Annotated in this window: 22 protein-coding genes; 14 read left to right on the top strand and 8 right to left on the bottom strand. The window is 67.2% G+C overall.

Annotation, left to right across the window (positions count from 1 at the left end; all coding sequences use genetic code 11):
* From ACWELQ_RS10460 to hemW, 5 genes are all read right to left on the bottom strand, one after another.
* Window positions 1-596, bottom strand: a 596-nt coding sequence (locus ACWELQ_RS10460) for a DnaJ domain-containing protein (protein WP_452396749.1), incomplete at its 3' end; no start/stop codon positions are given.
* Window positions 597-632: 36 nt separating this feature from the next.
* Complete coding sequence (hrcA, locus tag ACWELQ_RS10455; protein WP_452396748.1) at window positions 633-1673, bottom strand: heat-inducible transcriptional repressor HrcA; 1041 nt, start codon at window positions 1671-1673, stop codon at window positions 633-635.
* 95 nt (window positions 1674-1768) lie between these two features.
* On the bottom strand, window positions 1769-2356 hold the full coding sequence (locus tag ACWELQ_RS10450; protein WP_452396747.1) for a thioredoxin family protein: 588 nt from the start codon (window positions 2354-2356) through the stop codon (window positions 1769-1771).
* Window positions 2357-2385: 29 nt separating this feature from the next.
* The gene (locus tag ACWELQ_RS10445) at window positions 2386-3153 is read right to left on the bottom strand and encodes an alpha/beta fold hydrolase (RefSeq protein WP_452396752.1); all 768 of its coding nucleotides are present in this window, start codon (window positions 3151-3153) and stop codon (window positions 2386-2388) included.
* Between the two features lie 298 nt (window positions 3154-3451).
* Complete coding sequence (hemW, locus tag ACWELQ_RS10440; RefSeq protein WP_452396751.1) at window positions 3452-4612, bottom strand: radical SAM family heme chaperone HemW; 1161 nt, start codon at window positions 4610-4612, stop codon at window positions 3452-3454.
* A 245-nt stretch (window positions 4613-4857) separates the two neighbouring features.
* Here hemW and ACWELQ_RS10435 point away from each other — a divergent pair, with 245 nt between their 5' ends.
* From ACWELQ_RS10435 to ACWELQ_RS10385, 11 genes are all read left to right on the top strand, one after another.
* Window positions 4858-5319 (top strand): hypothetical protein, encoded by a 462-nt coding sequence (locus ACWELQ_RS10435; protein WP_452396746.1) that lies wholly within the window; start codon window positions 4858-4860, stop codon window positions 5317-5319.
* Window positions 5320-5733, top strand: coding sequence for a hypothetical protein (locus ACWELQ_RS10430; RefSeq protein WP_452396745.1), 414 nt, complete (start codon window positions 5320-5322; stop codon window positions 5731-5733).
* Entirely contained in the window at window positions 5730-7019 is a 1290-nt protein-coding gene (locus ACWELQ_RS10425; protein WP_452396744.1) for a hypothetical protein, read from the top strand. The genes ACWELQ_RS10430 and ACWELQ_RS10425 overlap by 4 nt, the downstream gene beginning before the upstream one ends.
* A gap of 7 nt (window positions 7020-7026) precedes the next feature.
* Window positions 7027-7902, top strand: coding sequence for an immunity 49 family protein (locus ACWELQ_RS10420; protein ID WP_452396743.1), 876 nt, complete (start codon window positions 7027-7029; stop codon window positions 7900-7902).
* 199 nt (window positions 7903-8101) lie between these two features.
* Window positions 8102-8896: an immunity 49 family protein gene (locus ACWELQ_RS10415; protein WP_452396742.1), complete on the top strand. Its 795-nt coding sequence runs from the start codon at window positions 8102-8104 to the stop codon at window positions 8894-8896.
* 168 nt (window positions 8897-9064) lie between these two features.
* Window positions 9065-9157, top strand: a complete 93-nt coding sequence (locus ACWELQ_RS10410; RefSeq protein ID WP_354835468.1) for an Ms4527A family Cys-rich leader peptide — start codon at window positions 9065-9067, stop codon at window positions 9155-9157.
* Window positions 9158-9277: 120 nt separating this feature from the next.
* Window positions 9278-10999 (top strand): nitrite/sulfite reductase, encoded by a 1722-nt coding sequence (locus ACWELQ_RS10405; RefSeq protein WP_452396741.1) that lies wholly within the window; start codon window positions 9278-9280, stop codon window positions 10997-10999.
* A 15-nt stretch (window positions 11000-11014) separates the two neighbouring features.
* Window positions 11015-11725 carry a phosphoadenylyl-sulfate reductase gene (locus tag ACWELQ_RS10400; protein ID WP_452396740.1) on the top strand — a complete coding sequence of 237 codons (711 nt, stop codon included), beginning with the start codon at window positions 11015-11017 and terminating at the stop codon, window positions 11723-11725.
* Window positions 11704-12630, top strand: coding sequence for a sulfate adenylyltransferase subunit CysD (gene cysD / locus ACWELQ_RS10395; protein ID WP_452396739.1), 927 nt, complete (start codon window positions 11704-11706; stop codon window positions 12628-12630). Before ACWELQ_RS10400 ends, cysD begins: the two co-directional genes overlap by 22 nt.
* The gene (locus ACWELQ_RS10390; protein WP_452396738.1) at window positions 12630-13949 is read left to right on the top strand and encodes a sulfate adenylyltransferase subunit 1; all 1320 of its coding nucleotides are present in this window, start codon (window positions 12630-12632) and stop codon (window positions 13947-13949) included. The genes cysD and ACWELQ_RS10390 overlap by 1 nt, the downstream gene beginning before the upstream one ends.
* 175 nt (window positions 13950-14124) lie before the next feature.
* Window positions 14125-14832 carry a sirohydrochlorin chelatase gene (locus tag ACWELQ_RS10385; RefSeq protein WP_452396750.1) on the top strand — a complete coding sequence of 236 codons (708 nt, stop codon included), beginning with the start codon at window positions 14125-14127 and terminating at the stop codon, window positions 14830-14832.
* Between the two features lie 66 nt (window positions 14833-14898).
* On the opposite strand, the gene ACWELQ_RS10380 is transcribed toward ACWELQ_RS10385, so the two are convergent.
* A complete protein-coding gene (locus ACWELQ_RS10380) occupies window positions 14899-15312 on the bottom strand; it encodes a hypothetical protein (RefSeq protein ID WP_452396737.1) in 414 nt (137 codons plus the stop codon).
* 73 nt (window positions 15313-15385) lie between these two features.
* Here ACWELQ_RS10380 and ACWELQ_RS10375 point away from each other — a divergent pair, with 73 nt between their 5' ends.
* The gene (locus ACWELQ_RS10375; RefSeq protein WP_452396736.1) at window positions 15386-15955 is read left to right on the top strand and encodes an ArsR/SmtB family transcription factor; all 570 of its coding nucleotides are present in this window, start codon (window positions 15386-15388) and stop codon (window positions 15953-15955) included.
* A gap of 25 nt (window positions 15956-15980) precedes the next feature.
* On the opposite strand, the gene ACWELQ_RS10370 is transcribed toward ACWELQ_RS10375, so the two are convergent.
* On the bottom strand, window positions 15981-17225 hold the full coding sequence (locus ACWELQ_RS10370) for an FAD-dependent monooxygenase (protein WP_452396735.1): 1245 nt from the start codon (window positions 17223-17225) through the stop codon (window positions 15981-15983).
* 111 nt (window positions 17226-17336) lie between these two features.
* The gene (locus ACWELQ_RS10365; protein WP_452396734.1) at window positions 17337-18035 is read right to left on the bottom strand and encodes a TIGR00266 family protein; all 699 of its coding nucleotides are present in this window, start codon (window positions 18033-18035) and stop codon (window positions 17337-17339) included.
* A 107-nt stretch (window positions 18036-18142) separates the two neighbouring features.
* Here ACWELQ_RS10365 and ACWELQ_RS10360 point away from each other — a divergent pair, with 107 nt between their 5' ends.
* Both ACWELQ_RS10360 and ACWELQ_RS10355 read left to right on the top strand, forming a co-directional pair.
* Window positions 18143-18790 (top strand): HAD family hydrolase, encoded by a 648-nt coding sequence (locus tag ACWELQ_RS10360; protein ID WP_452396733.1) that lies wholly within the window; start codon window positions 18143-18145, stop codon window positions 18788-18790.
* A 116-nt stretch (window positions 18791-18906) separates the two neighbouring features.
* Window positions 18907-19668, top strand: coding sequence for an SDR family NAD(P)-dependent oxidoreductase (locus ACWELQ_RS10355; protein ID WP_452396732.1), 762 nt, complete (start codon window positions 18907-18909; stop codon window positions 19666-19668).
* Window positions 19669-20634: the final 966 nt, after the last annotated feature.

Raw genomic sequence — 20634 nt, 5'->3', positions numbered from 1 at the left:
GTCTCGCCCGCGCCGCGGCAGGTGGGGCAGGGCCGGGAGGTCATGACCTGGCCGAGGAACGACCGCTGCACGGTCTGCACTTCGCCCGCGCCGCCACAGGTTTCGCAACGCACCGGCTTGGAGTTGCCGTTGGTGCCCGCGCCCTGGCACAGGTCGCAGAGGATGGCGGTGTCGACGGTCAGATGCTTGGTGACGCCGACCGCGCACTCCTGCAACGACAGTCGGGTGCGCAGCAGCGAATCCGCGCCTGCCTGCACGCGGCCGCGCGGCTTGCGCGCACCGCCGCCGGAGGCGTTCATGCCGCCGAAGAACGCCTCGAACACGTCGCCCAGGCCACCGAAGCCCGCGCCGGAGAATCCGCCGCCCATGCCGCCGCCGGATTCCAGCGGGTCGCCGCCGAGGTCGACGATGCGTCGCTTCTCCGGGTCGGACAGCACCTCGTAGGCCGAGGAGACCTCGCGGAACTTCTCCTGCGCCTCCGGCTCCGGGTTGACGTCGGGATGCAGTTCACGCGCCAACTTGCGGTAGGCGCGTTTGATCTCCTGGTCGGTCGCGTTGCGTGCGACGCCGAGCAGTGCGTAATAGTCCCGTGCCACTTGTGCTCTCTAGTCCTGTTTCGTCTCTGCGCTGGCTCACCGTTCGGCGAGCACTTCACCGATGTATCGGGCGACTGCCGCCACCGAGGCAATGGTCCCCGGGTAGTCCATGCGGGTCGGCCCCAAGACCCCCATCCCTCCGAGCACCGTACCGGGCATCCCGTAACCGGTGGACACCACGGCCGTCCCACGCATCTGCTCGAGCTTGGTCTCCTCGCCGATCTGCACCGTCACGGTACCCGGCACCTGCGCGGCGGCCAGCAGCTTCAGCACGATCACCTGCTCCTCGAGCGCCTCGAGGACGGTGCGCAGGGATCCGGGGAAGCCGTTGCCCGCGAAGTCGCCCGCATTGCGGGTGAGGTTGGCGGTGCCGCCGAGGACCAGGCGTTCCTCGGGGTGTTCGACGAGCGTCTCGACCATGACGGTCGAGACGCGGATGAGGACGTCGCGAAGTTTGGGCGGAGCGTGCTCGGGTAGTTCGGCGACCGAGGCGGAGGCCGCCGAGAGCCGTTTGCCCTCCATGGCCTTGCCGAGCATGCCGCGCAGGGCGGCGAGGTCGTCCTCGCTGATCAGATTGCCGAGATCGACCAGGCGCTGATCGACGCGGCCGGTGTCGGTGATCACGACCAGCAGCAGCCGGGCCGGGTTGAGCGCCACGACTTCGATGTGCCGCACGGTCGAGGCGGACACGGTCGGGTACTGGACCATGGCGACCTGCCGGGTCAGCTGGGCCAGCAGGCGGACGCCGCGGCGCAGCACGTCGTCGAGGTCGACGCCGCTCTCCAGGAATTCCATGATGGCCCGGCGTTCCGCGTTGGACAGCGGCTTGACCTCGGAGATGTGGTCGACGAACTGCCGGTAGCCCTTGTCGGTGGGGATGCGGCCGGACGAGGTGTGCGGCTGGGCGATATAGCCTTCGGCCTCGAGCACCGCCATGTCATTGCGGACGGTGGCGCTGGAGACGCCCAGATTGTGGCGTTCCACGAGAGTTTTGGAACCGATCGGTTCCTTGGTCGCGATGTAGTCCGCGACGATCGCCCGCAGGACCTCGAGCCGCCGTTGCTCGGTGCTCGACATGGGCCCCACCTCCTCATTCGGCATCGGTCACGCGGATTTCCCGGATTATCCACCACAGTTTAGTTGCCCACGCGCAAGTTGCCGTGCGACCGCCCTCACCGTGGCCCGGTGAGCCAGCCGCCCGGAGCTCCGCCGCGCCGCCACTTGATGCCGCAGCCGACGCTCGGCGTGTGCGGTTCGGGGACGGGTTGCCCGGCCAGCACGAGGTCGACCGCGGCACGTAATGCGGAGCCGTCGACGGGTTCCTGATTGCCGGGCGTTGCCGCGTCGAAGCGGCCGCGATAGGCGAGGCGGCGGGCGGCGTCGTAGAGGAACAGGTCCGGGGTGCATGCCGCCTGATAGGTGCGAGCCACCTCCTGCGAGGTGTCGATCAGGTACGGGAAGCGGAATCCGGCGCGGCGCACCTGATCTCGCAGGTGCGCGGCGTCATCGTCGGGATAGTCGACGGTGTCGTTGCTGCAGATCGCGACCGTCGCCAAGCCCTGCTCGGCCAATTCCGCTGTCACCGTGCCCAATCCGTGCTCGATGCGGCGCACGTAGGGGCAGTGGTTGGACAGGAACACCACCAGCAGTGCGGGCTCCTTACCGAAAGTGTCGAGCGAGACCTCGGCGCCGTCCACGGCGGGCAGCGTGAAATCGGGTGCGGGCGTGCCGATCGGCACCATGAACGAAGCGAGCGCCATACCCCATTGTCGCCGATCAGCGCGGATTGTCACCGGCCGGCAGCGGCCTCCACCATGGCGGCCACCTCGGCCGGGTGGGAGACGAGGCCCGCGTGGGAGGCGTCGATCGAGGCGATGTGCGCGCCCATGCGCCGGGCCATATCCCATTGGGAGGCAGGGGGAATCACGCGGTCGGCGGTGGAGACCAGGTACCAGCTGGGGGTGCCGGACCAGGAGGGCGGGCCGGAGGGTTCGAGGTTGGCGGTGAGGGCCAGGGAGTGCTGGCGGGCGGCCATGTCGGCGGCGGTGGTGGGGTCGACGTCCTGGGCGAAGACGTCACGGAAGCTCGCCGGGTCGACGTAGGCGTCGAGATTGGTTCCGGCGATGCCCTGCGGATCGGCGACCACCTTGGGGCGCAGGGCCAAGGTCAGCTGCGAGCCCGGATACTGGATGGGATTGATCTCAGCCAGCGCGAACTCGCCCTGGGTCGGCGCGAAAGCCGCTATGTAGACCAGGGATTCGACATTCGCGTCATGCACATTGCTGATCACCGTGCCGCCGTACGAATGCCCCACCAGCACAATGGGACCCGAGATCCCGTCCAGAGTCCGTTGGATGGCCGCCGCGTCGTAAGCGGGCCCGCGCAACGGATTCTCCGGCGTCACCACGGTGTACCCGTCATCTCGCAGCCGTGCCGCGACACCGTCCCAGCTCGTGGAGTCGGCGAAGGCTCCGTGCACCAGCACGATCGTCGGCAGCGGATCAGCGGACGCGTGCCCGGCGGCGACCACCGGCGCGGCGGCCAGCGCGACCGCCATCGCGCCTGCTCGCACGGCCCGCGATAGCGGCTTCCAGGGGCGCGGAGACTTCACCGCCCGGGCGCGCAGCGCACGATCGGAGACGGCGGCGAATGAGAGTGGCTTCGACATGAGATGTCCTCGGGCCGAGGGATATTCGGGACATACTGTGAGTTGTCAGGGCACCGGGGTGCCCGCGTGCGGCCGAACCTACCGGGCCGCGCGTCATGGACCGGCTGAACGAGATCTCCGCAAGCCAATGTAGTCCCCGACGGACGCTCGCATCCCGCGATCCACGAATCTCATCGTGGACGATGGATCAGGTCAGGAGGGTGCGAACGACCGCGTCGGCGAGGAGGCGGCCGCGATCGGTGAGCGTGAGGCGGCCGTCGGTGAGTTCGGCGAGGCCGTCCGCGATGACGCGGTTGGCAGCGCGGAGGCCGGAGCGGTCGAGGTCGGCGAGAGGGAGGCCGGTGCGCAGGCGGACGGTGAGCATGACACGTTCGGTGTACCGCTCCTCATCGGTGAGCGACTCCCAACCAGCGGCGGGCAGGCCACCCGCGATCACCCGATCCGCATAGCGCGCAGGATGTTTCACGTTCCACCACCGCGTCCCACCGACGTGACTGTGCGCGCCGGGACCCGCACCGAGCCAGTCACCGCCATCCCAGTAGCCGAGGTTGTGGCGGCAGCGCGCGGCATCGGAGGCGGCCCAGTTGGAAACCTCGTACCAGCTCAGTCCCGCCGCCTCGAGGCGAGTGTCGAGGCGTTCGTACCGGGCGGCGAGCACATCGTCGTCGGGGGCCGGGAGTTCGCCACGACGGACCCGCCGGGCCAGCGCGGTGCCGTCCTCGACGATGAGCGAGTAGGCCGAGACATGGTCGACCCCGGCCGAGAGCACAGCATCGATGCTGGCATCCAGATCAGCATCGGTCTCACCCGGCGTGCCATAGATCAGATCGAGATTGACATGCTCGAACCCAGCAGCACGAGCCTCACGCGCAGCGGCCACGGCGCGGCCGGGAGTATGCGTGCGATCCAGAATCTTCAGCACATGCTGCGCCGCCGACTGCATGCCGAGAGAGATGCGGGTGTACCCAGCCGCACGCAGCCGCTCGAAGAACTCGGGCGAGGTGGATTCCGGATTGGATTCGGTAGTCACCTCCGCCCCCGACGCGAGGCTGAAGTTGTCCCGAATAGCATCGAGCACCCCGGCCAGCCCGTCCCCACCGAGCAGCGACGGCGTCCCACCCCCGACGAAAACCGTCTCCACCGCCGGAGTAGCCGATGGCAGCGCATCGAATTCCTTTGCCGCCGTAGCCAGTTCACCACGCAAGGCTTCGAACCAGGATTGCGGCGACGACGAGCTCCCCAACTCCCCCGCGGTATAGGTGTTGAAGTCGCAATACCCACACCGGGTGGCACAGAACGGCACATGAATGTAGATCCCGAACGCCCCGCCACCGAAGTCACGCAACACCGGCACGAGCGAATCGTCGGTGACGGGGCTGCGATCAGGAGCGGTCGAGTTCACCCCACCAGTGTGACGGCATCAGATTCGCCGACCGCACGCACCCTTCAGCCCCGAGCACCCCACGGACCAGCAGTTTCAATCCCACGTGCCAGAAATCACACAACCACCCCTCCTCGCGCCGGTTCGCCCACCGGCGGTAGGTGATCTAGCATCCTGACCCGGAAAGGGGGTTCCAAATGGGGACACTAAGCATGAATTTGCCTGGGGTGCAGCAGAGTTCACACACCATTCGAAAGATCGGTGCGTTCGCGGGAGCGATCGCTGCCATGGGAACACTCGCGGCCTGCGGCGGAGGCGATGGCGGCGGAACTACACCGAACACGGACAAAGGCCAGATGGAGGCCAATCTACGCGCGGTCATGAGCGCCAAGAGTCCGAGCGACGTGACGGACAAGTTCTGCACCCAGTACAGCGATTTGATCAAGAACATCCCAGCCGAGGTGCTGAGCAACGCTTCTACCGTCCGGCCGAAGGGTGAGCTGACCAAGCTGGAGAAGGTCGAGATCACCGGCGACAAGGCCACCGCGGAAGCCACCGGCAAGAAGGACAGCGGCGGCGACTACAGCGGTCCCGTCACGTTCAAGAACGAGAACGGTCAGTGGAAATACTGCCCTGACCTTGGATTCACAATGCCGACGATGCCGGGCAAGTAGATGCAGCGCACCGGCCGACGAAGACTCTTCATAGCGCTCGGTGTTGTCGCGGTCGCTGCCTTGGTCGTCGGGATCGGCGCATACATGCTGCTAGGACGCAGCCCCAATGCCGTCGATCAGCAAGCCCGCGATGAAGCCTCGATCGAGACCGTGCTCAGAAATGTTCTGAGCGCCGATCAGCCGACCAAGGTGATCGACCTGTACAGCGAGAAGCTACGTGAGCGATTCCGAAATGCGCAGCTGCCCACCACGATAGATCGTTCGGATGCGGGAGAAGTGCTGTATGTCAGCAACTTCCAGATCTCCGGTGATCTGGCCAATGCCGATGTGACACGCAGATATCCGGACTTGATGGAGATCACGACTACCTTCGTACTCGTCCGGGAGGAGGGGAAATGGCGCCTCGCCGAATGAGCGAACAGCGATTGCTGATTCTGGTGGTCGTCACCGCCGTCCTGTGGATCCTTGGACTCGGCGTCAACAGCCAGGCGCAGCCGCCCGCCGTTCCGGATGCGCTACCCGCCCCGTCTTGTTTGACGCTGCCGCAGCGCATGGTCACACACAACAACGTGACCGAGGCACACAACGATCAGGAAGCCGCCCTCGATCACACGAACACCGCGGCAGTCGACCAATTCAACGGTGTGAGTACACAGTTGAATGCCGAGAAAGCAGCTCTCGACCAGGAGAAGACCTCCTGCGCAACCAGCTTTCAACGCCTCGCGAAGAACAATGCCAGCGCGACCGGCGCAGGAAGTACCGCCGCAACGCCAAAGGGACCACGCGGACCTCCTGCCAAGGTCGAACTGATCAACGCACCCATATCCGAGAAGGTCAACGACGACGATTATCTGCGTCGTTACTACGACCGTGCGGGTCCGAACGGGGAGATGCGGCGCCGGAACCCGGGCATGGTGGATGCCAATGGGACCGTAGTTCCGAAGATTCGCATCGCCCCTACCGAAACCGCCAGCGGCCAGCAGGATCCGGCCGCCACCAGGTACATACCGATCGTGACCGGGGCCGACAACGCGATCGCGCCTACATACCGGCTCGATTCCCGGTCCCGTCAATCGGCCTCACTACCAGTGTGGATGGGTGCGAGTGAGCAGATGTCCGCACGGTCGCTGGCGACGGTCGGGGTACAGGCCTGGGACGCGCAGAAGAATCGGGAACTCGACCAGACCGGCACCGTCAGTCCGTCTACGAAAGCCGCTCTGGCACAGGCATTCGTCGCGCAACGCGATAGCGGCGAGGCTGTCGGCCAGTACGCCGGTAAGCAATACATGGACGTGAACTACCCGACCGACAAGTTCGACGTAAAGCCTCTCGGCGACCACGACAACACATCTTCGGGGGCGTTCGACAAGGTGTACGCGGTGACCGATCGGCTGACCCAACGCACGACGATTGTGATTCTCGAGGAGAAGGGGCCGCGAGCAGAACTCGGCGCCAGGGTCGGACTCGACGGGAAGTACTACACGCAGGGGGCCCGCGGCTACTACGACAGCATTGTCGACAACATGGCCAAGAACGGAACCAAAGCCGAGAAAGATTTGGCGGACCAACTGCTACTGACCGACCTCGGCGACATCGAGTATGTTCTCGTTCGCGCCAAGGTTGCGGAGGAGAAGGCCGACGGTGTTACAGACCAAAGGTACGACGGGTACACCAGCATCGCGTTCAACCTGAGAGGTTGACAGTTCTGTGACTGAGACAGTATCGCGGCACACCATTGACAAGTCGGATCTGCAGGATCTTTCGGACAGGTTTGAGAAGTTGCTTGTTCAACTGCTGCCGAAGTTGGCGAGCATGCCGGACAAGCTCGCGCCTCTGATCTCGCGGGCGGAGACTCAGTTCGGCGTGCTCTTGGTGGATGACCCGGACGCCACCAGGTCGGAGACTCGACGTGCGGCCCGACTTTCCGAGCAGCTTGCTACCGGGCTGTTCCGGATTACGAGCAACCATGCCTCCGGTTCGACAGAGTCGGTCGAGTTGCAGTTCGGCGACATCACTTACCGCATTCCATCCGGGCCGAATCACGGTGCGCACCAGGGGAAGTGGCTGTTCGCATTCTGGTGGGCACGGATCGCGCGGGACGATGATGCGGCGGGCATACTGGCGCGGTATCCGACCAGCAGACTGCGTCACACGGGCGATGGCGGTGTGTCCGACGAGTTCAACCATGACTGGGTGGGAATACTGCAGGAAGCGTGGATCGACGGTCCGGCATCGGTCGCGGGCCGTGCGCCAACACTCGACACGACGAGCGGGGTCGGCGCTCAGCGCGTCGTCGATCATCTGCTCCGACCGCCGATGGAGGTGTTCGACGCGATCGCGTCGAATGACGCGAAGGGCTTCAACCGGGAACTCGCCAAGGCGCTCAAGCTCCATCGGAGCTTCTTCGATTCGAAGGAGTGGCACGATGATCCGGCGGGGTTCGTCTCGATTCCACTCCTCGGTCTGGCCTGCTGGGCGTACGACATGGGCCTGCGGATCGATGTCGAATCCGAGTACATTCCAAGGTATTTCATCGAGAACCCGGATTGGATGAGCGATCCGGATCTGGGCCAGGCGGAGTAAGGCCAGGCGCTCCTGCAGCGGCGGCACCCCTACCTCAGCGGTCAAGAGGCTTCGCCGCAAATCCTGAACGCGCGGGGGGACGCGAATCCGGGTACATTCCAGGGGATTTCGGGGAGCCGGGTGGAGGCTCCGGGATGCGGATGGGGATCCGATGGTCGAGGTGCCGCGGCATGCGGTTGATGCCAGGTTGATTCGGGAGGTGGATGCGGGGTCGGTGTCGCCGGTGGTGGCGCGGGCTCGGCTGGAGACTCGGCCGGATGGGCCGAACTTCTCGCGGTCGATGGATGGGACGTTGCTGGCTCGGATGCTGATTTCGGATCCGGGGGCGTTGCGGTCGCGGACCTGGTATTTCGCGCGTGCCACCGAGCAGACGATTACCCGGCGGTTTCGGTCGGGTGGGATCGAATACGGGTTCGACCGGCACGACAAGGTGGCGGGGTGGCGGGCGGCGTTCTGGTGGGCGCTGATCGCGCGGGACTTCGAGGCCGTGGGGGAACTGGCCGATTACCCGATCGAGCGACTACGCGAGTTCGGCGCGGGGGCGTTCGACGAATTCCATTACGACTGGGCGGGGCTGCTGCAACGCGCGTGGCGCTTCGGGCCCAAGACCGCGTACGACGGGGCCTACACCCTCGACACCACCACCCGGGTGGGCACCCAGCAGACCACCGACCTGCTCGTGCGACCCGCCCTCGACGTCTTCGCCCGCCTGGCCGACGGCGACGCCGAGGGCTTCGATTGGCAGCTGACCCAGGCGCTGCGCCTGCATCGCATGTTCTTCGACACCGATACCTGGGCCCACGATCCCGAAGGCGTCTTCTCCCTGCCGCTGCTGGCGTTGACCTGCTGGGCGCGAGACCTCGGTTACCGCACGACCGTCCAGTCCCCGTACCTCCCGGCCGGGTTCATCGACCGCCCCGACTGGCTGCACTCCCCGGAACTCGCCAACGAGTTGAGCCTCCTCGAGTCCGCCCGGACCCGCCTCACCGGATAGCCCGGCGACCGCGATCACACTCCTGATCAACCGACCAATGATCAGAACGTGATTGATCTATGACCCCTGTCACAAATGGAACGATATATCCAGGGGATTTCCCGGAAAACCGGGGAAAATTCGATCCGGCAGTCGGAACGACCCGTCTGACGTGGCACAATAAGCCCCATGACTGGACTTGGAGTACGACTCGTGGCGCGTCGCCATGTCGACTTCAAGCGTGTCTGCAGCGCGAGCTGTCTGCCGGGAAGCCTCCGGTAGATCGGCTCCCCTTTCCCGGAATCCAGCGTAAATCTGACGCTGTAAGAGCCGGTTCTCTGATATCGGAGGCGTGAGTCAGCCCCTCCCGCCTGCCCGCAAGACCCCTCAGGAGCGACCCCCATGACGTCGAGCACCGACGCCACTAGTTCCGGTTCCGCGCCCATCGCGCCACGCCAGCGCACGGCCCGTCCGGTCAAGCGCAAGTCGGAGGGGCAGTGGGCGCTCGGCTACCGCGAGCCGCTCAATGCCAATGAGCAGTCCAAGAAGGACGACAACCCGCTCAACGTGCGCGCGCGGATCGAGAACATCTACTCGAAGCAGGGTTTCGACTCCATCGACAAGAGCGATCTGCGCGGCCGCATGCGCTGGTGGGGTCTCTACACCCAGCGCGAGCAGGGCTACGACGGCACCTTCACCGGTGACGAGAACATCGACATCCTCGAGGCCCGCTACTTCATGATGCGGGTGCGGTGCGACGCCGGCGCGCTCAATGTGAACCAATTGCGGACCCTCGGCGGCATCTCCACCGAGTTCGGCCGCGACACCGCGGACCTGTCCGACCGCGAGAACGTCCAGTACCACTGGATCGAGATCGAGAACGTGCCGGAGATCTGGCGGCGGCTCGAGTCGGTCGGCCTACACACCACCGAGGCCTGCGGCGACTGCCCGCGCGTGGTGCTCGGATCGCCCTTGGCCGGTGAGTCTTTCGGCGAGGTGCTGGATCCGACCCCGGCGATCGACGAGATAGTCAAGCGCTACATCGGCAAGAAGGAATACTCCAACCTGCCGCGCAAGTTCAAGACCGCCATCTCCGGTCAGCAGGACGTGGTGCACGAGATCAACGACGTCGCCTTCATCGGCGTCGTGCACCCGGAACACGGTCCGGGCCTTGACGTCTGGGTCGGCGGCGGGCTGTCCACCAACCCGATGCTGGCGCAGCGCCTGGGCGCGTTCGTGCCGCTGGACGAGGTGCCGGACGTGTGGGAAGCCATCGTCTCGCTCTACCGCGACTACGGCTACCGCCGCCTGCGCACCAAGGCGCGCATCAAGTTCCTGGTCAAGGACTGGGGCATCGAGAAGTTCCGCGAGGTGCTCGAGACCGAGTACCTGAAGCGGAAGCTGATCGACGGCCCCGCGCCGGAGAAGCCGGAACGCCCGATCGACCACATCGGTGTGCAGAAGCTGAAGAACGGGCTGAACGCTATCGGCTTCTCCCCCATCGCCGGTCGCGTCTCGGGCACCATCCTGAGCAAGGTCGCCGATCTGGTGGAAGCCGTCGGCTCCGACCGGATTCGGTTCACCCCCTACCAGAAGCTGATCGTGCTCGATGTGCCCGACGACAAGGTCGAGTGGCTGATCGAGCAGATGCAGCCGCTGGGCCTGCACGGCCGCCCGTCGCACTGGCGGCGGAATCTCCTCGCCTGCAGCGGTATCGAGTTCTGCAAGCTGTCGTTCACCGAGACCCGCAAGCGCTCCCAGGTGCTGGCTCCCGAGCTGGAGACCCGGCTCGCGGACATCAACGCCGACCTGGACGTGCCGATCACGGTGAACATCAACGGCTGCCCGAACTCCTGCGGCCGCTCGCAGATCGCCGACATCGGTTTCAAGGGCCAGTTGGTCGACGACGGTGAAGGGAATCAGATCGAGGGATTCCAGGTTCACCTCGGTGGCAGCCTGGGACTCGACTCCGCCTTCGGCCGGAAGTTGCGCCAGCACAAGGTCACCAGCGACGAGCTGGGCGACTACATCGAGCGCGTCGTGCGCAACTTCATCAAGAACCGTGATGAGGGTGAGCGTTTCGCGCAGTGGGCTGTCCGGGCCGAAGAAGCAGACCTGCGGTAGTTAGGGGAATCAGCAATGACTACAACGAAACTCGCGGAAGCCGAGCTGCGCGCCCTGGTCGAGAAGGGCAATGCCGAGCTCGGCCCGAACGCGACCGCGCAGGAACTGCTGCAGTGGACCGAGGACACCTTCGGCGCGAATTACATTGTGGCGTCCAACATGCAGGACGCGGTGCTGGTGCAGCTGGCCTCCCAGGTGCGCCCGGGCGTGGATGTGCTGTTCCTCGACACCGGCTACCACTTCGCCGAGACCATCGGCACCCGTGACGCGGTCGAGCTGGTGTACGGCGTGAACATCGTCAACGTCGAGCCGGAACACACTGTCGCCGAACAGGATCAGCTGCTGGGCAAGGATCTGTTCGCCCGCGACGCCGCCGAATGCTGCCGCCTGCGCAAGGTGGTCCCCCTCAAGAAGTCCCTCGTCGGATACAACGCCTGGGTGACCGGCATCCGTCGAGTGGAGGCGCCGACTCGCGCCAACGCGCCCCTCATCTCCTATGACGAGGGCTTCGGCCTGGTGAAGATCAATCCGATCGCCGCCTGGTCCGATGACGAGATGGCCTCCTACATCGAGGCCAACGGCATTCTCGTCAATCCCCTTGTGGAAGAGGGCTATCCCTCGATCGGTTGCGCTCCGTGCACGCGGAAGCCGGAACCGGGATCCGACGCGCGATCCGGCCGCTGGGCCGGGCTCGCCAAGACCGAATGCGGGTTGCACGCCTCATGACCTCACTCGAGACTGAATTCGACACCCTGGCCGCGCTCGAATCCGAGTCCATCCACATCTTCCGTGAGGTGGCGGGCGAATTCGAGCGGCCGGTGATCCTCTTCTCCGGCGGCAAGGACTCCACCGTCCTGCTGCACCTGGCGATCAAGGCCTTCTGGCCCGCGCCGCTGCCGTTCGCGCTGCTGCACGTGGACACCGGGCACAACCTGCCCGAGGTGCTCGAGTTCCGCGACAAGGTGGTCGAGAAGTACGGGCTGCGTTTGCATGTCGCGTCGGTGGAGGATTACCTCGCCGACGGCCGGTTGCAGGAGCGCCCGGACGGCATCCGCAACCCCTTGCAGACGGTGCCGCTGCTGGACGCCATCAACGACAACCGCTTCGACGCGGTCTTCGGTGGCGGCCGCCGCGACGAGGAACGCTCGCGCGCCAAGGAGCGGATCTTCTCGCTGCGCGATGCCTTCGGGCGCTGGGATCCCAAGCGGCAGCGGCCGGAGCTGTGGAACCTGTACAACGGCCGCCACGCTCCGGGCGAGCACGTGCGCGTGTTCCCCATCTCCAACTGGACCGAACTCGACATCTGGCGCTACATCGCGCGGGAGGACGTCGAACTGGCCTCCATCTACTACGCCCACGAGCGCCCGGTGTACCTGCGCGACGGCATGTGGATGACCCCCGGCACCTGGGGCGGCCCGGCCGAAGGTGAGGAGCTGCTGACCAAGTCGGTGCGCTACCGCACCGTCGGTGACGGATCCACCACCGGCGCAATCATTTCCGAGGCGGCCGACAACGAGGCGATCCTCGCCGAGGTCGCCGCGTCCCGCCTCACCGAACGTGGCGCGACCCGAGGTGACGACCGCGTCTCCGAAGCCGCCATGGAAGACCGCAAGCGAGAGGGTTACTTCTGATGTCCGACCTATTGAGACTGGCCACCGCCGGATCGGTCGACGACGGCAAGTCCACCCTGGTCGGACGACTGCTGTACGACACGAAATCCGTGCTCGCGGACCAGATCGACGCCGTCACCCGCGCGTCGGTCGACAAGGGTCTGTCGACGCCGGACCTGTCGCTGCTGGTGGACGGCCTGCGCGCCGAGCGCGAGCAGGGCATCACCATCGACGTGGCGTACCGCTACTTCGCCACGCCCAAGCGGTCTTTCGTGCTCGCCGACACCCCGGGGCACGTCCAGTACACCCGCAACACGGTGTCGGGCGCGTCCACCGCGCAGCTGGTGATCCTGCTCGTGGACGCCCGCAAGGGTGTCATCGAGCAGACCCGCCGCCACGCCGCCGTCATGGCGCTGCTGGGTGTGCCGAAGCTGGTGCTGGCCGTGAACAAGATCGACCTGGTCGATGATCCGGCGGGCGTCTTCGAGCGCATCACCGCCGAATTCGCCGAGCTCACCACGAAACTCGGCTGGTCGGCCGCCGACGTGCAGGAGATCCCGGTCTCCGCGCTGCACGGCGACAATGTCGCGTCGCGTTCGGAGAACACCCCGTACTACAGCGGGCCCTCGCTCATCGAGCACCTCGAGTCGGTGCCGGTGGACGCGGACACGCACGGCCGCCACCAGGTGGGTCTGCGGTTCCCGGTGCAGTACGTGATCCGGCCGCGCACCGCCGACTACCCGGACTACCGCGGTTACGCGGGACAGGTCGCGGCGGGCGTGGTGTCGAAGGGTGACGAGGTCGTGGTGCTGCCGTCGGGCACCCGCACCACCGTCGAGCGCATCGACACTCCCAACGGTGAATTGGCTTCCGCGCAGCCGGGTCGCAGCGTCACGCTGATCCTGGCCGACGATGTCGACGTCTCCCGTGGCGATGTCATCGCCGCCGCCAAGGGCGCGCCCGAGCCGATCGACTCCTTCGACGCCACCGTGTGCTGGCTCGGCGACAAGCCGCTGCGTCCGGGCGCGCGCCTGCTGCTCAAGCACGGCACCCGCACCACGCAGGCCATCGTCGGCGCGCTCATCGAGCGGTTCGACGAGCAGCACCTGTCGGCGGACCCGAACCCGGAATCGCTGTCGCTCAACGACATCGGCCGCATCTCGGTGCGCGTGGCCGACGCCATCGTGGCCGACGACTACAGCGTCAACCGCCACACCGGCTCGTTCCTGCTGATCGATCCGGCGGGCGGCAACACCCTCGCGGCGGGCCTGGTCGGCGACGCGCTGACCGCGGTCGAGGTCGGCACCGAGACCGAGTTCGGCTCGGAAGTCGGGGTCTGAGATGAATCCGCCCGGCAACGGCGCAGTTCCGGCCGTCCTGCCGGGCGGCGCCTACCGCCTGCCCGCCTCGGCGCTGACCAGCCCCTCCGGGCTCGTCGCGCCGCAGGCGCGCTCGGAGGCACCCGCGCTCATCGCGGTGGCGCACGGTAGTCGCGATCCGCGCTCGGCCGCCACCATGCGGGCGGTGGTCGACCGCATCGCGGCCCAACGCCCGGATCTCGATGTGCGACTGGCATTTCTGGACCTGAGCACACCCTCGGTCGATCAGGTGGTGGATGCCGTTGCCGCGGCCGGACATTCCCACGCGATCGTGGTTCCCCTGCTGCTGGGCAGCGCCTTCCACGCACGGGTCGACCTGCCCGCGCTGCTCGAGGAAGCCCGCGCCCGCCACCCCCGCCTGCGCCTGACCCAGGCGGACGTCCTCGGCCCCGACCCGCACCTGATCATCGCCCTGCGCGATCGCATTGTGGACGCTCTCCACAACGCCGACGCCCCACGCGGCACCGGGATGTCGAACAGCATGGCGGGCGTGCCGCGATTGGGGATCGCGGTTGCCGCGGTCGGCTCCTCGTCCGCCGCCGCCAACGCGCGCACCGGGGATGTGACCCGGCTCCTCACCGCACTGACGGGCTGGGACACCGAAATCTGTTTCGCCACTACCGATCCCACGCTCGACAAGGCGTTCGCCCGCCTGCGCTCCCGCGGCGCGGAACGCATCCTCGTCGCGCCGTGGTTCCTCGCCCCGGGCTTGCTCACCGACCGCCTGCGCAGCGCGCTCCCGCACGTCACGCACGCCGACACCCTCGGCGCGCACCCGCTGCTGGCGGAGGTCGCACTGGATCGCTACGCCACCGCGGCGCTGCCACTGGAACTCTCGGCCTGACAAGCCCTCGGGCCTAGCTCATCTCGCAGCCCAGCGACCGCCAAACAACCTGCGGTTCTCGGCATCTCAGTTACCTCCTTCCGAGGGTTCGCGCCGCAGCGCCAGGAACGCGCACACGCCCGCCAGCGCCAACTCCCCGACGGCACCGGCGACAGCTTGGGTGAAGTCCGCGCCGGGGCGGGCGGTGGTCAGGTCGAACCACGCGTCGAGCAGGGCGACGGTCGCGGTCGCGGTGGCCGCGATGCGGACCAGTTCACTGCCGCGACTGACGTAGACGGCGGTGAGCAGGCAGCCGATGGTCAGTAGGAAGTCGAGGCCGATCCAGGCGAGCGCCCAGTTCTGTACGCGGGTCTCGCTGGGCAGGGTGGCGGCCAGCAGCACGGTCCACGGGACGAGGAATACGGCGGAACCGCCGAGGGTCCACGTAACCCATTGCCGCACGCCGAGATTCGAGCGCCGCATCAAGGGATTTGTTGGCATATCGCCACGGTACGATCGCAAAGAAATTTCTGCAAACATTTCTCTGCAAAGAGATCTCTGCTAAGGTCCTCCCATGGCGAATCGAGCCGTCGACGACATGACCAGCGCGGAACGCACCGCGCTCTACCGGACGCTGGCCCACCCGCTGCGGTCCCGCATCCTCCAGCAGCTCGGCACGCAGAGCGAGGTGAACTCCACGACGCTCGCCGAACTCCTGGGCGAGAGCACCGGAACCACCAGCTATCACCTCCGCAAACTCGCGGAACTGCGGCTCATCGAGGAGGTCCCCGAGAAGTCTCGGGGTCGTGAACGGTGGTGGCGCGCACTACCGTTCAGCCACACCACTCCGGACCCGGCCACCATGGAGCCCGCCGAGTACTCCGCGGCCGAGCATCTCGCGCAGCTGAAGATCGGCCGGGATGTCGAACGCCTGATGCGCGCGAGCAAGGAATGGACCGGTCCGGACGGCTGGGCGCAGGTACAGCGGCACGGCTGCTTCATGACCGCCGAGCAGCTTCACGCGTTCATGGACGAGTACCGGGAGTTGGTCGCCAGGCACAGCTACGCCGTCATCGCCGACGCGCCCCCGGAAGCGCGGCCGATGGCGGTGCGGCTCTTCGCGGTTCCCGAGGACACCGAGTAGCGCACCGTTCGATCCGCGTCAGGGGTCACTCGGCGTTCGGGTTCGGGTAGTCCGGCAGTGGATACTCGCTCTGCTTGCCGATCACACGGGTCAGCAGGGCACGGAGCGGATACAGGGGCCGGGAAGCCAGCACTTGGAAGGCGGTGTTCAAAACGGCTACACCGCGGCGGGTTTCGGGGTGGCGTAGGCGGACCGAGGTTTCGGTGCCCTTCTGGATCTCGGCGACCAGGGGGCGCAGGAGTTCCTCGTAGCGGTCGAAGGCGCGGGTGAGATCGGTTGGGGTGGAGGCGATCTCACCGGCGAGCAGGTAGGCGCCGATGATCGCGAGGGCGGTGCCCATGCCGGTCATGGGTGAGCCGCAGTAGGCGGCGTCGCCGAGTAGGACGACGCGGCCCTTGGACCAGTGCGGCATGCGGATGCGGGCCACCTCGTCGAAATAGAAGTCGGGTGCGTCGGACATGGCGTTCACGATGTCGGGCAGCACCCAGCTGTGCTCGCTCAATCGCTCGCGGATCAGCGCCTGCTGCGCGTCGGTGTCGCCGCGCAATGCGTCGTCGACGGGGACACGGGTGGAGATGATGGCCATCGAGGTCGCCGGGCTCGGATCGGGACGCAGCGCGACCATGCTGCCGGGAATGGAATGAACACCGACCCAACCGGTTTCGAGCGTGGTGCCCGGCGGGGTGGGGATGGTGAAGAAGCCGATATACGCGCCGAGGTATTCGGCGAACTGCGCGCGGGGGCCGAAAACCTTCTCCCGCAGCGCGGAATTGAGGCCGTCCGCGCCGATCACCAGGTCGAAGTCGGCAACGACGCCGGAGGCGAGGCGGACCCGCACCGCCTCGGCGTTCTCGTCGAGGTCGTCGACCCACTCGCCGTAGCGGTAGTCGAGTGTCCCGGATTCGGCTGGGAGCGCCTCGATTTCGTCGAGCAGAACCTGATTGAGATCGCCCCGGGTGATCTCGATGTCGGCGACCAAACCCTCACCACCGAACATGTCGGCGGGCAGGCGAGCGCGGGTGCGGCCCCGGTCGTCGATGAACACCATGCCGCGCTCGTCGAGCTGCCGCTTGCGGATGCCGGGCAGCAACCCCATCCGCTCGGCCACCTTACGGCTGGGGCCGCGCAGGTCGACGGCCTGCCCGCCGGGACGCGGGGCAGGTGCGCGTTCGACGACAGTGGTGTCGATGCCCGCGCGCAACAGCAGCAGCGCGACCGCGTTGCCCGCGATGCCGCCCCCGCAGACCAGCACGCGAATCGGTCGAGACATGGTGAACCTCCCCGTGTGACGCCATGGATCACCTCAGTTTTCAGCAGCGTTCCCGGCGCAACAAACCAATTTCCGTCACACCCGGGGTGGCGGACGCGGCGCGCGGGTCGGCTAGGGGCCGGGTTCCGGTATGGGGAGGTAGGGGATGAGGGAGTGGGCGAGGTTGGTGATGGTGAGCGATTGCAGCCAGACCCGGCCGGGGCCGGTGAGGGCCGCCAGGAACAGGCCGTCGCCGCCGAAGAGCAGGTTGCGGACGCCGCGGATCATGGTGATGTCGAAATCGACCGAGGCGTCGAACAATCCGACATGGCCGGGATGCACGCGCAGGGTCTCGCCGCGGGCGAGGTCGTAGGTGATGACCTCGCCGGACAGCTCGACCCACGCATAGCCGTCACCGGAGAGCCGTTGCAGGGTGAAGCCGGAGCCACCGAAGATGCCCGCGCCCAGGCGGCGCTGAAAGCTCAGAGCGACCCGGACATCGCCTGCGGCACACAGGAATCCGTGCCGGTGCACCAGGTACTCGCGCCCCTTCTCGACCTGCACGGGCAAGATCTGGCCGGGCAGTTTGGCGGCGAAGCTGACGCGGCCGGGCACCCGGTGCGCGCTGTACTCGGTCATGAACAGGCCCGCGCCCGCCATGGCACGGCGGACCGCGCCGAAGACGCCACCGGCCGCGCCGCGCGTGGACGTGCTGAGCCGGATCGAGTCGGTCATCCACGACAGTTGCCCGGCCTCGGCGAACAGGTTGTCCCCGGGTTCGAGCGCGACCTCGAGGACCGGCATGACGGTTCCGCGGATTCTGGCGTCCATCGGGTTCTCCCCTCCCACACCTCAACAGCTCTCGTCCAGTGTGCCTCGCGGCGGGGCGCGGGGTGAGCCGATCCTGGACGGCCAGGGTCGCCCGATACGCTGGGCGGATGATCAAGGCTGCGGTGTTCGACGTGGGTGAGACGCTGATCGACGAGACGCGCATCTGGAGCCGGTGGGCCGATCGGCTCGGCGTGCCGCGCTTCGCGTTTCTCGGCGTCATCGGGGGGATGGCGGCCACCGGGCGGCCGCTCACCGACGCCTTCAAGCTGGTGCGGCCGGGCATCGACGTGGAGGCCGAGCAGATCGCGTGGGCGGCCGAGGAACCCGACAGCCTGCGCGTCAACTTCGACGGGGACGATCTGTATCCGGATGTGCGCCGGGCGCTGGGGGAACTGCGGCGGCGCGGGATCACCGTGATCATCGCGGGAAATCAACCGCCGCAGGCCAAGTCGGCGCTCGAACGGATGGCGCTGCCGGTGGACGCGGTCTATACCTCGGCCGAATGGGGGCTGGAGAAGCCGGATCCGAAGTTCTTCACGCGGGTCGCGGAGGTGGCGGGTGTCGCGCCCGCGGAGATCTGCTACATCGGTGATCGGGTCGACAACGATGTGCTGCCGGTGCTGGCGGCGGGGATGCGGCCGGTGCTGATCCGGCGCGGGCCCTGGGGCTATCTGACCTCCGAGCTTCCGGACGCGGCTCGGGCGACGGTCATCGACGGACTCGACGAGCTGCCGGAGCTGCTGGCGCCCGCCTGATCCGGGTTAGATGACATATCAAGCGTGACGGCCGTTTTCCGCCAGCGACCGGGTTTCCCGCGGCGTTGACTATGACATGTCAACGAAATCAGCTCTACCGCAAGGGGAATGCAGTCATGGATGCTCGGTTCGAGAACAAGGTCGTCCTGATCACCGGCGCCACCTCGGGAGTCGGCGCGGCCGTGGCCCGGCGGATCGCGGCCGAGGGCGGGGCCGTGGTGCTCGGAGCCCGCGGCAAGGAGGCCGGAGACCGGATGGCCGAGGAGATCCGCGGCGCGGGCGGGCGGGCGCTGTTCGTGCCCACCGACGTCACCGTCGAGAGTGACGTGGAACGGTTGACCGGGGCGGCCGTCACCGAATTCGGGCGGCTGGACGCGGCTTTCAACAACGCGGGCGCGGTCAACTCGTTCGGACCCGTCCAAGACATCGACGCCGACGGGTGGCAGGCCGACCTCGAATTGAATCTGACCGCCGTCTATTACGGTCTGCGCCACCAGGTTCCGGCGCTGGCCGCGACCGGCGGCGGGGCCATCCTCAACAATGCCTCCAACCTGGGCGTGGTCGGCATGGCGCAGGTCGCGCCGTACGTGGCCGCCAAACACGGTGTGGTGGGCCTGACCCGGGCCGTCGCGCTGGAGGCGGCCGAGCAGTCGATCCGGGTCAACGCCCTGGTCTCCGGAGCGGTGGACACCCCCGCCTTCCGCAACTCGATGGGCGCGACCCCGGAGGGCGAGGCCGCCATCGCCGCCCTGCACCCGCTGGGCCGCATCTCCCGCCCCGACGAGATCGCCGCCTTCTGCGCCTACCTGCTCAGCGACGAGGCGAGCTTCATCACCGGCGCGGCACTCGCCATCGACGGCGGCTTCACCGCCCGCTGACAACCTCGCGACTGGCCCACCCCGCGCCCGGGCACTGGGAAACACGGGGTGGGCCGGTCACTTTCGACGACGGGCGGAGCGGGGTTTGCAGGTCCCCTGCCCGCCCGTCGCCGGTCCGTGCGAGCGCGCCGCTACCGGACGCACTCGATTCCGGGGACGAGGTGGGGCGGGGTGGTCAGGCCCGCCACCCACCTACGTCGCCGTGGGGAGAGGGCAGATGGTGGGACGCCACCGCCTCGTCTCCCCCGCAACCCGCACCGGCGTGTGGGACATCACGCCCGGCCCGGGGAAAGTCGAAAAGTCTTCGCGCACAAGGCGCAGGCGCGACCGGCTCACCGTCATCCCGATACAACCGACCACCGAGAATCAGCGCCGCCAACACCGGCACCTCGGAATTCCCTGCCCCGAACGGCAGCGAAGACGCCTGCCACCACCGAGCACCGCCCGCCGCACCACACACCCCTCCGTACTCGGCAAACCGGTCGCCATCAGAGTCGACAACCACGTCACTGCCGCTCCTTGCGAGCACATCGTCGCCGTATCCGCCGCACCACGGGCCGGTGGATCGCAAGTCATGGTCGTCTCCGGACCGCGCGAGACGATGCCCCGCAGCTCGCACAGGGCGATGGGATGCGCAGTAGCCCATGGGATTACTTGTCGCCACCGTCAGCACCTCCCCCGTTGCCGCCGTAAGTGTGGCCGCCACCGGGCTCTGCGGACCAGTTGCTAGACCGTACGGCAAGGCTGCGGGCAGACCGCATGAGCCGATTGCCACCGCGGCGTGTGAGCCGGTGAGATTGGCAGTAACCCATGGGATTACTTGTGGCCACCGCCGCCACCTCCCCCACCGCCGCCGGCGTGGCCACCACCGCCCATGCCTCCGCCACCACCCATGCCCCCGCCACCCCTACCGCCACCGCCCATGCCGCCACCGGCACCGCCCATGCCGCTGCCGCCGCCCGTTCC

The sequence above is a fragment of the Nocardia sp. NPDC004722 genome, assembly GCF_053601505.1.
The sequence above is the reverse complement of the archived record's forward strand: the minus strand, read 5'-3'. Positions and strand labels throughout refer to the sequence as shown.

What these genes read in the sequence shown, in the direction of transcription:
- ACWELQ_RS10425 (WP_452396744.1), top strand. Translation starts at nt 5,730, where the DNA reads ATGAGCGAACAGCGATTGCTGATTCTGGTGGTCGTCACCGCCGTCCTG.
- ACWELQ_RS10410 (WP_354835468.1), top strand. Translation starts at nt 9,065, where the DNA reads ATGACTGGACTTGGAGTACGACTCGTGGCGCGTCGCCATGTCGACTTC.
- ACWELQ_RS10430 (WP_452396745.1), top strand. Translation starts at nt 5,320, where the DNA reads ATGCAGCGCACCGGCCGACGAAGACTCTTCATAGCGCTCGGTGTTGTC.
- ACWELQ_RS10450 (WP_452396747.1), bottom strand. Translation starts at nt 2,356, where the DNA reads ATGGCGCTCGCTTCGTTCATGGTGCCGATCGGCACGCCCGCACCCGAT.
- cysD (WP_452396739.1), top strand. Translation starts at nt 11,704, where the DNA reads ATGCGGGTTGCACGCCTCATGACCTCACTCGAGACTGAATTCGACACC.
- ACWELQ_RS10360 (WP_452396733.1), top strand. Translation starts at nt 18,143, where the DNA reads ATGATCAAGGCTGCGGTGTTCGACGTGGGTGAGACGCTGATCGACGAG.
- ACWELQ_RS10435 (WP_452396746.1), top strand. Translation starts at nt 4,858, where the DNA reads ATGAATTTGCCTGGGGTGCAGCAGAGTTCACACACCATTCGAAAGATC.
- ACWELQ_RS10390 (WP_452396738.1), top strand. Translation starts at nt 12,630, where the DNA reads ATGTCCGACCTATTGAGACTGGCCACCGCCGGATCGGTCGACGACGGC.
- ACWELQ_RS10405 (WP_452396741.1), top strand. Translation starts at nt 9,278, where the DNA reads ATGACGTCGAGCACCGACGCCACTAGTTCCGGTTCCGCGCCCATCGCG.
- ACWELQ_RS10375 (WP_452396736.1), top strand. Translation starts at nt 15,386, where the DNA reads ATGGCGAATCGAGCCGTCGACGACATGACCAGCGCGGAACGCACCGCG.
- ACWELQ_RS10380 (WP_452396737.1), bottom strand. Translation starts at nt 15,312, where the DNA reads ATGCCAACAAATCCCTTGATGCGGCGCTCGAATCTCGGCGTGCGGCAA.
- ACWELQ_RS10445 (WP_452396752.1), bottom strand. Translation starts at nt 3,153, where the DNA reads ATGGCGGTCGCGCTGGCCGCCGCGCCGGTGGTCGCCGCCGGGCACGCG.
- ACWELQ_RS10385 (WP_452396750.1), top strand. Translation starts at nt 14,125, where the DNA reads ATGCGGGCGGTGGTCGACCGCATCGCGGCCCAACGCCCGGATCTCGAT.
- ACWELQ_RS10400 (WP_452396740.1), top strand. Translation starts at nt 11,015, where the DNA reads ATGACTACAACGAAACTCGCGGAAGCCGAGCTGCGCGCCCTGGTCGAG.
- ACWELQ_RS10370 (WP_452396735.1), bottom strand. Translation starts at nt 17,225, where the DNA reads ATGTCTCGACCGATTCGCGTGCTGGTCTGCGGGGGCGGCATCGCGGGC.
- hrcA (WP_452396748.1), bottom strand. Translation starts at nt 1,673, where the DNA reads ATGTCGAGCACCGAGCAACGGCGGCTCGAGGTCCTGCGGGCGATCGTC.
- ACWELQ_RS10365 (WP_452396734.1), bottom strand. Translation starts at nt 18,035, where the DNA reads ATGGACGCCAGAATCCGCGGAACCGTCATGCCGGTCCTCGAGGTCGCG.
- ACWELQ_RS10355 (WP_452396732.1), top strand. Translation starts at nt 18,907, where the DNA reads ATGGATGCTCGGTTCGAGAACAAGGTCGTCCTGATCACCGGCGCCACC.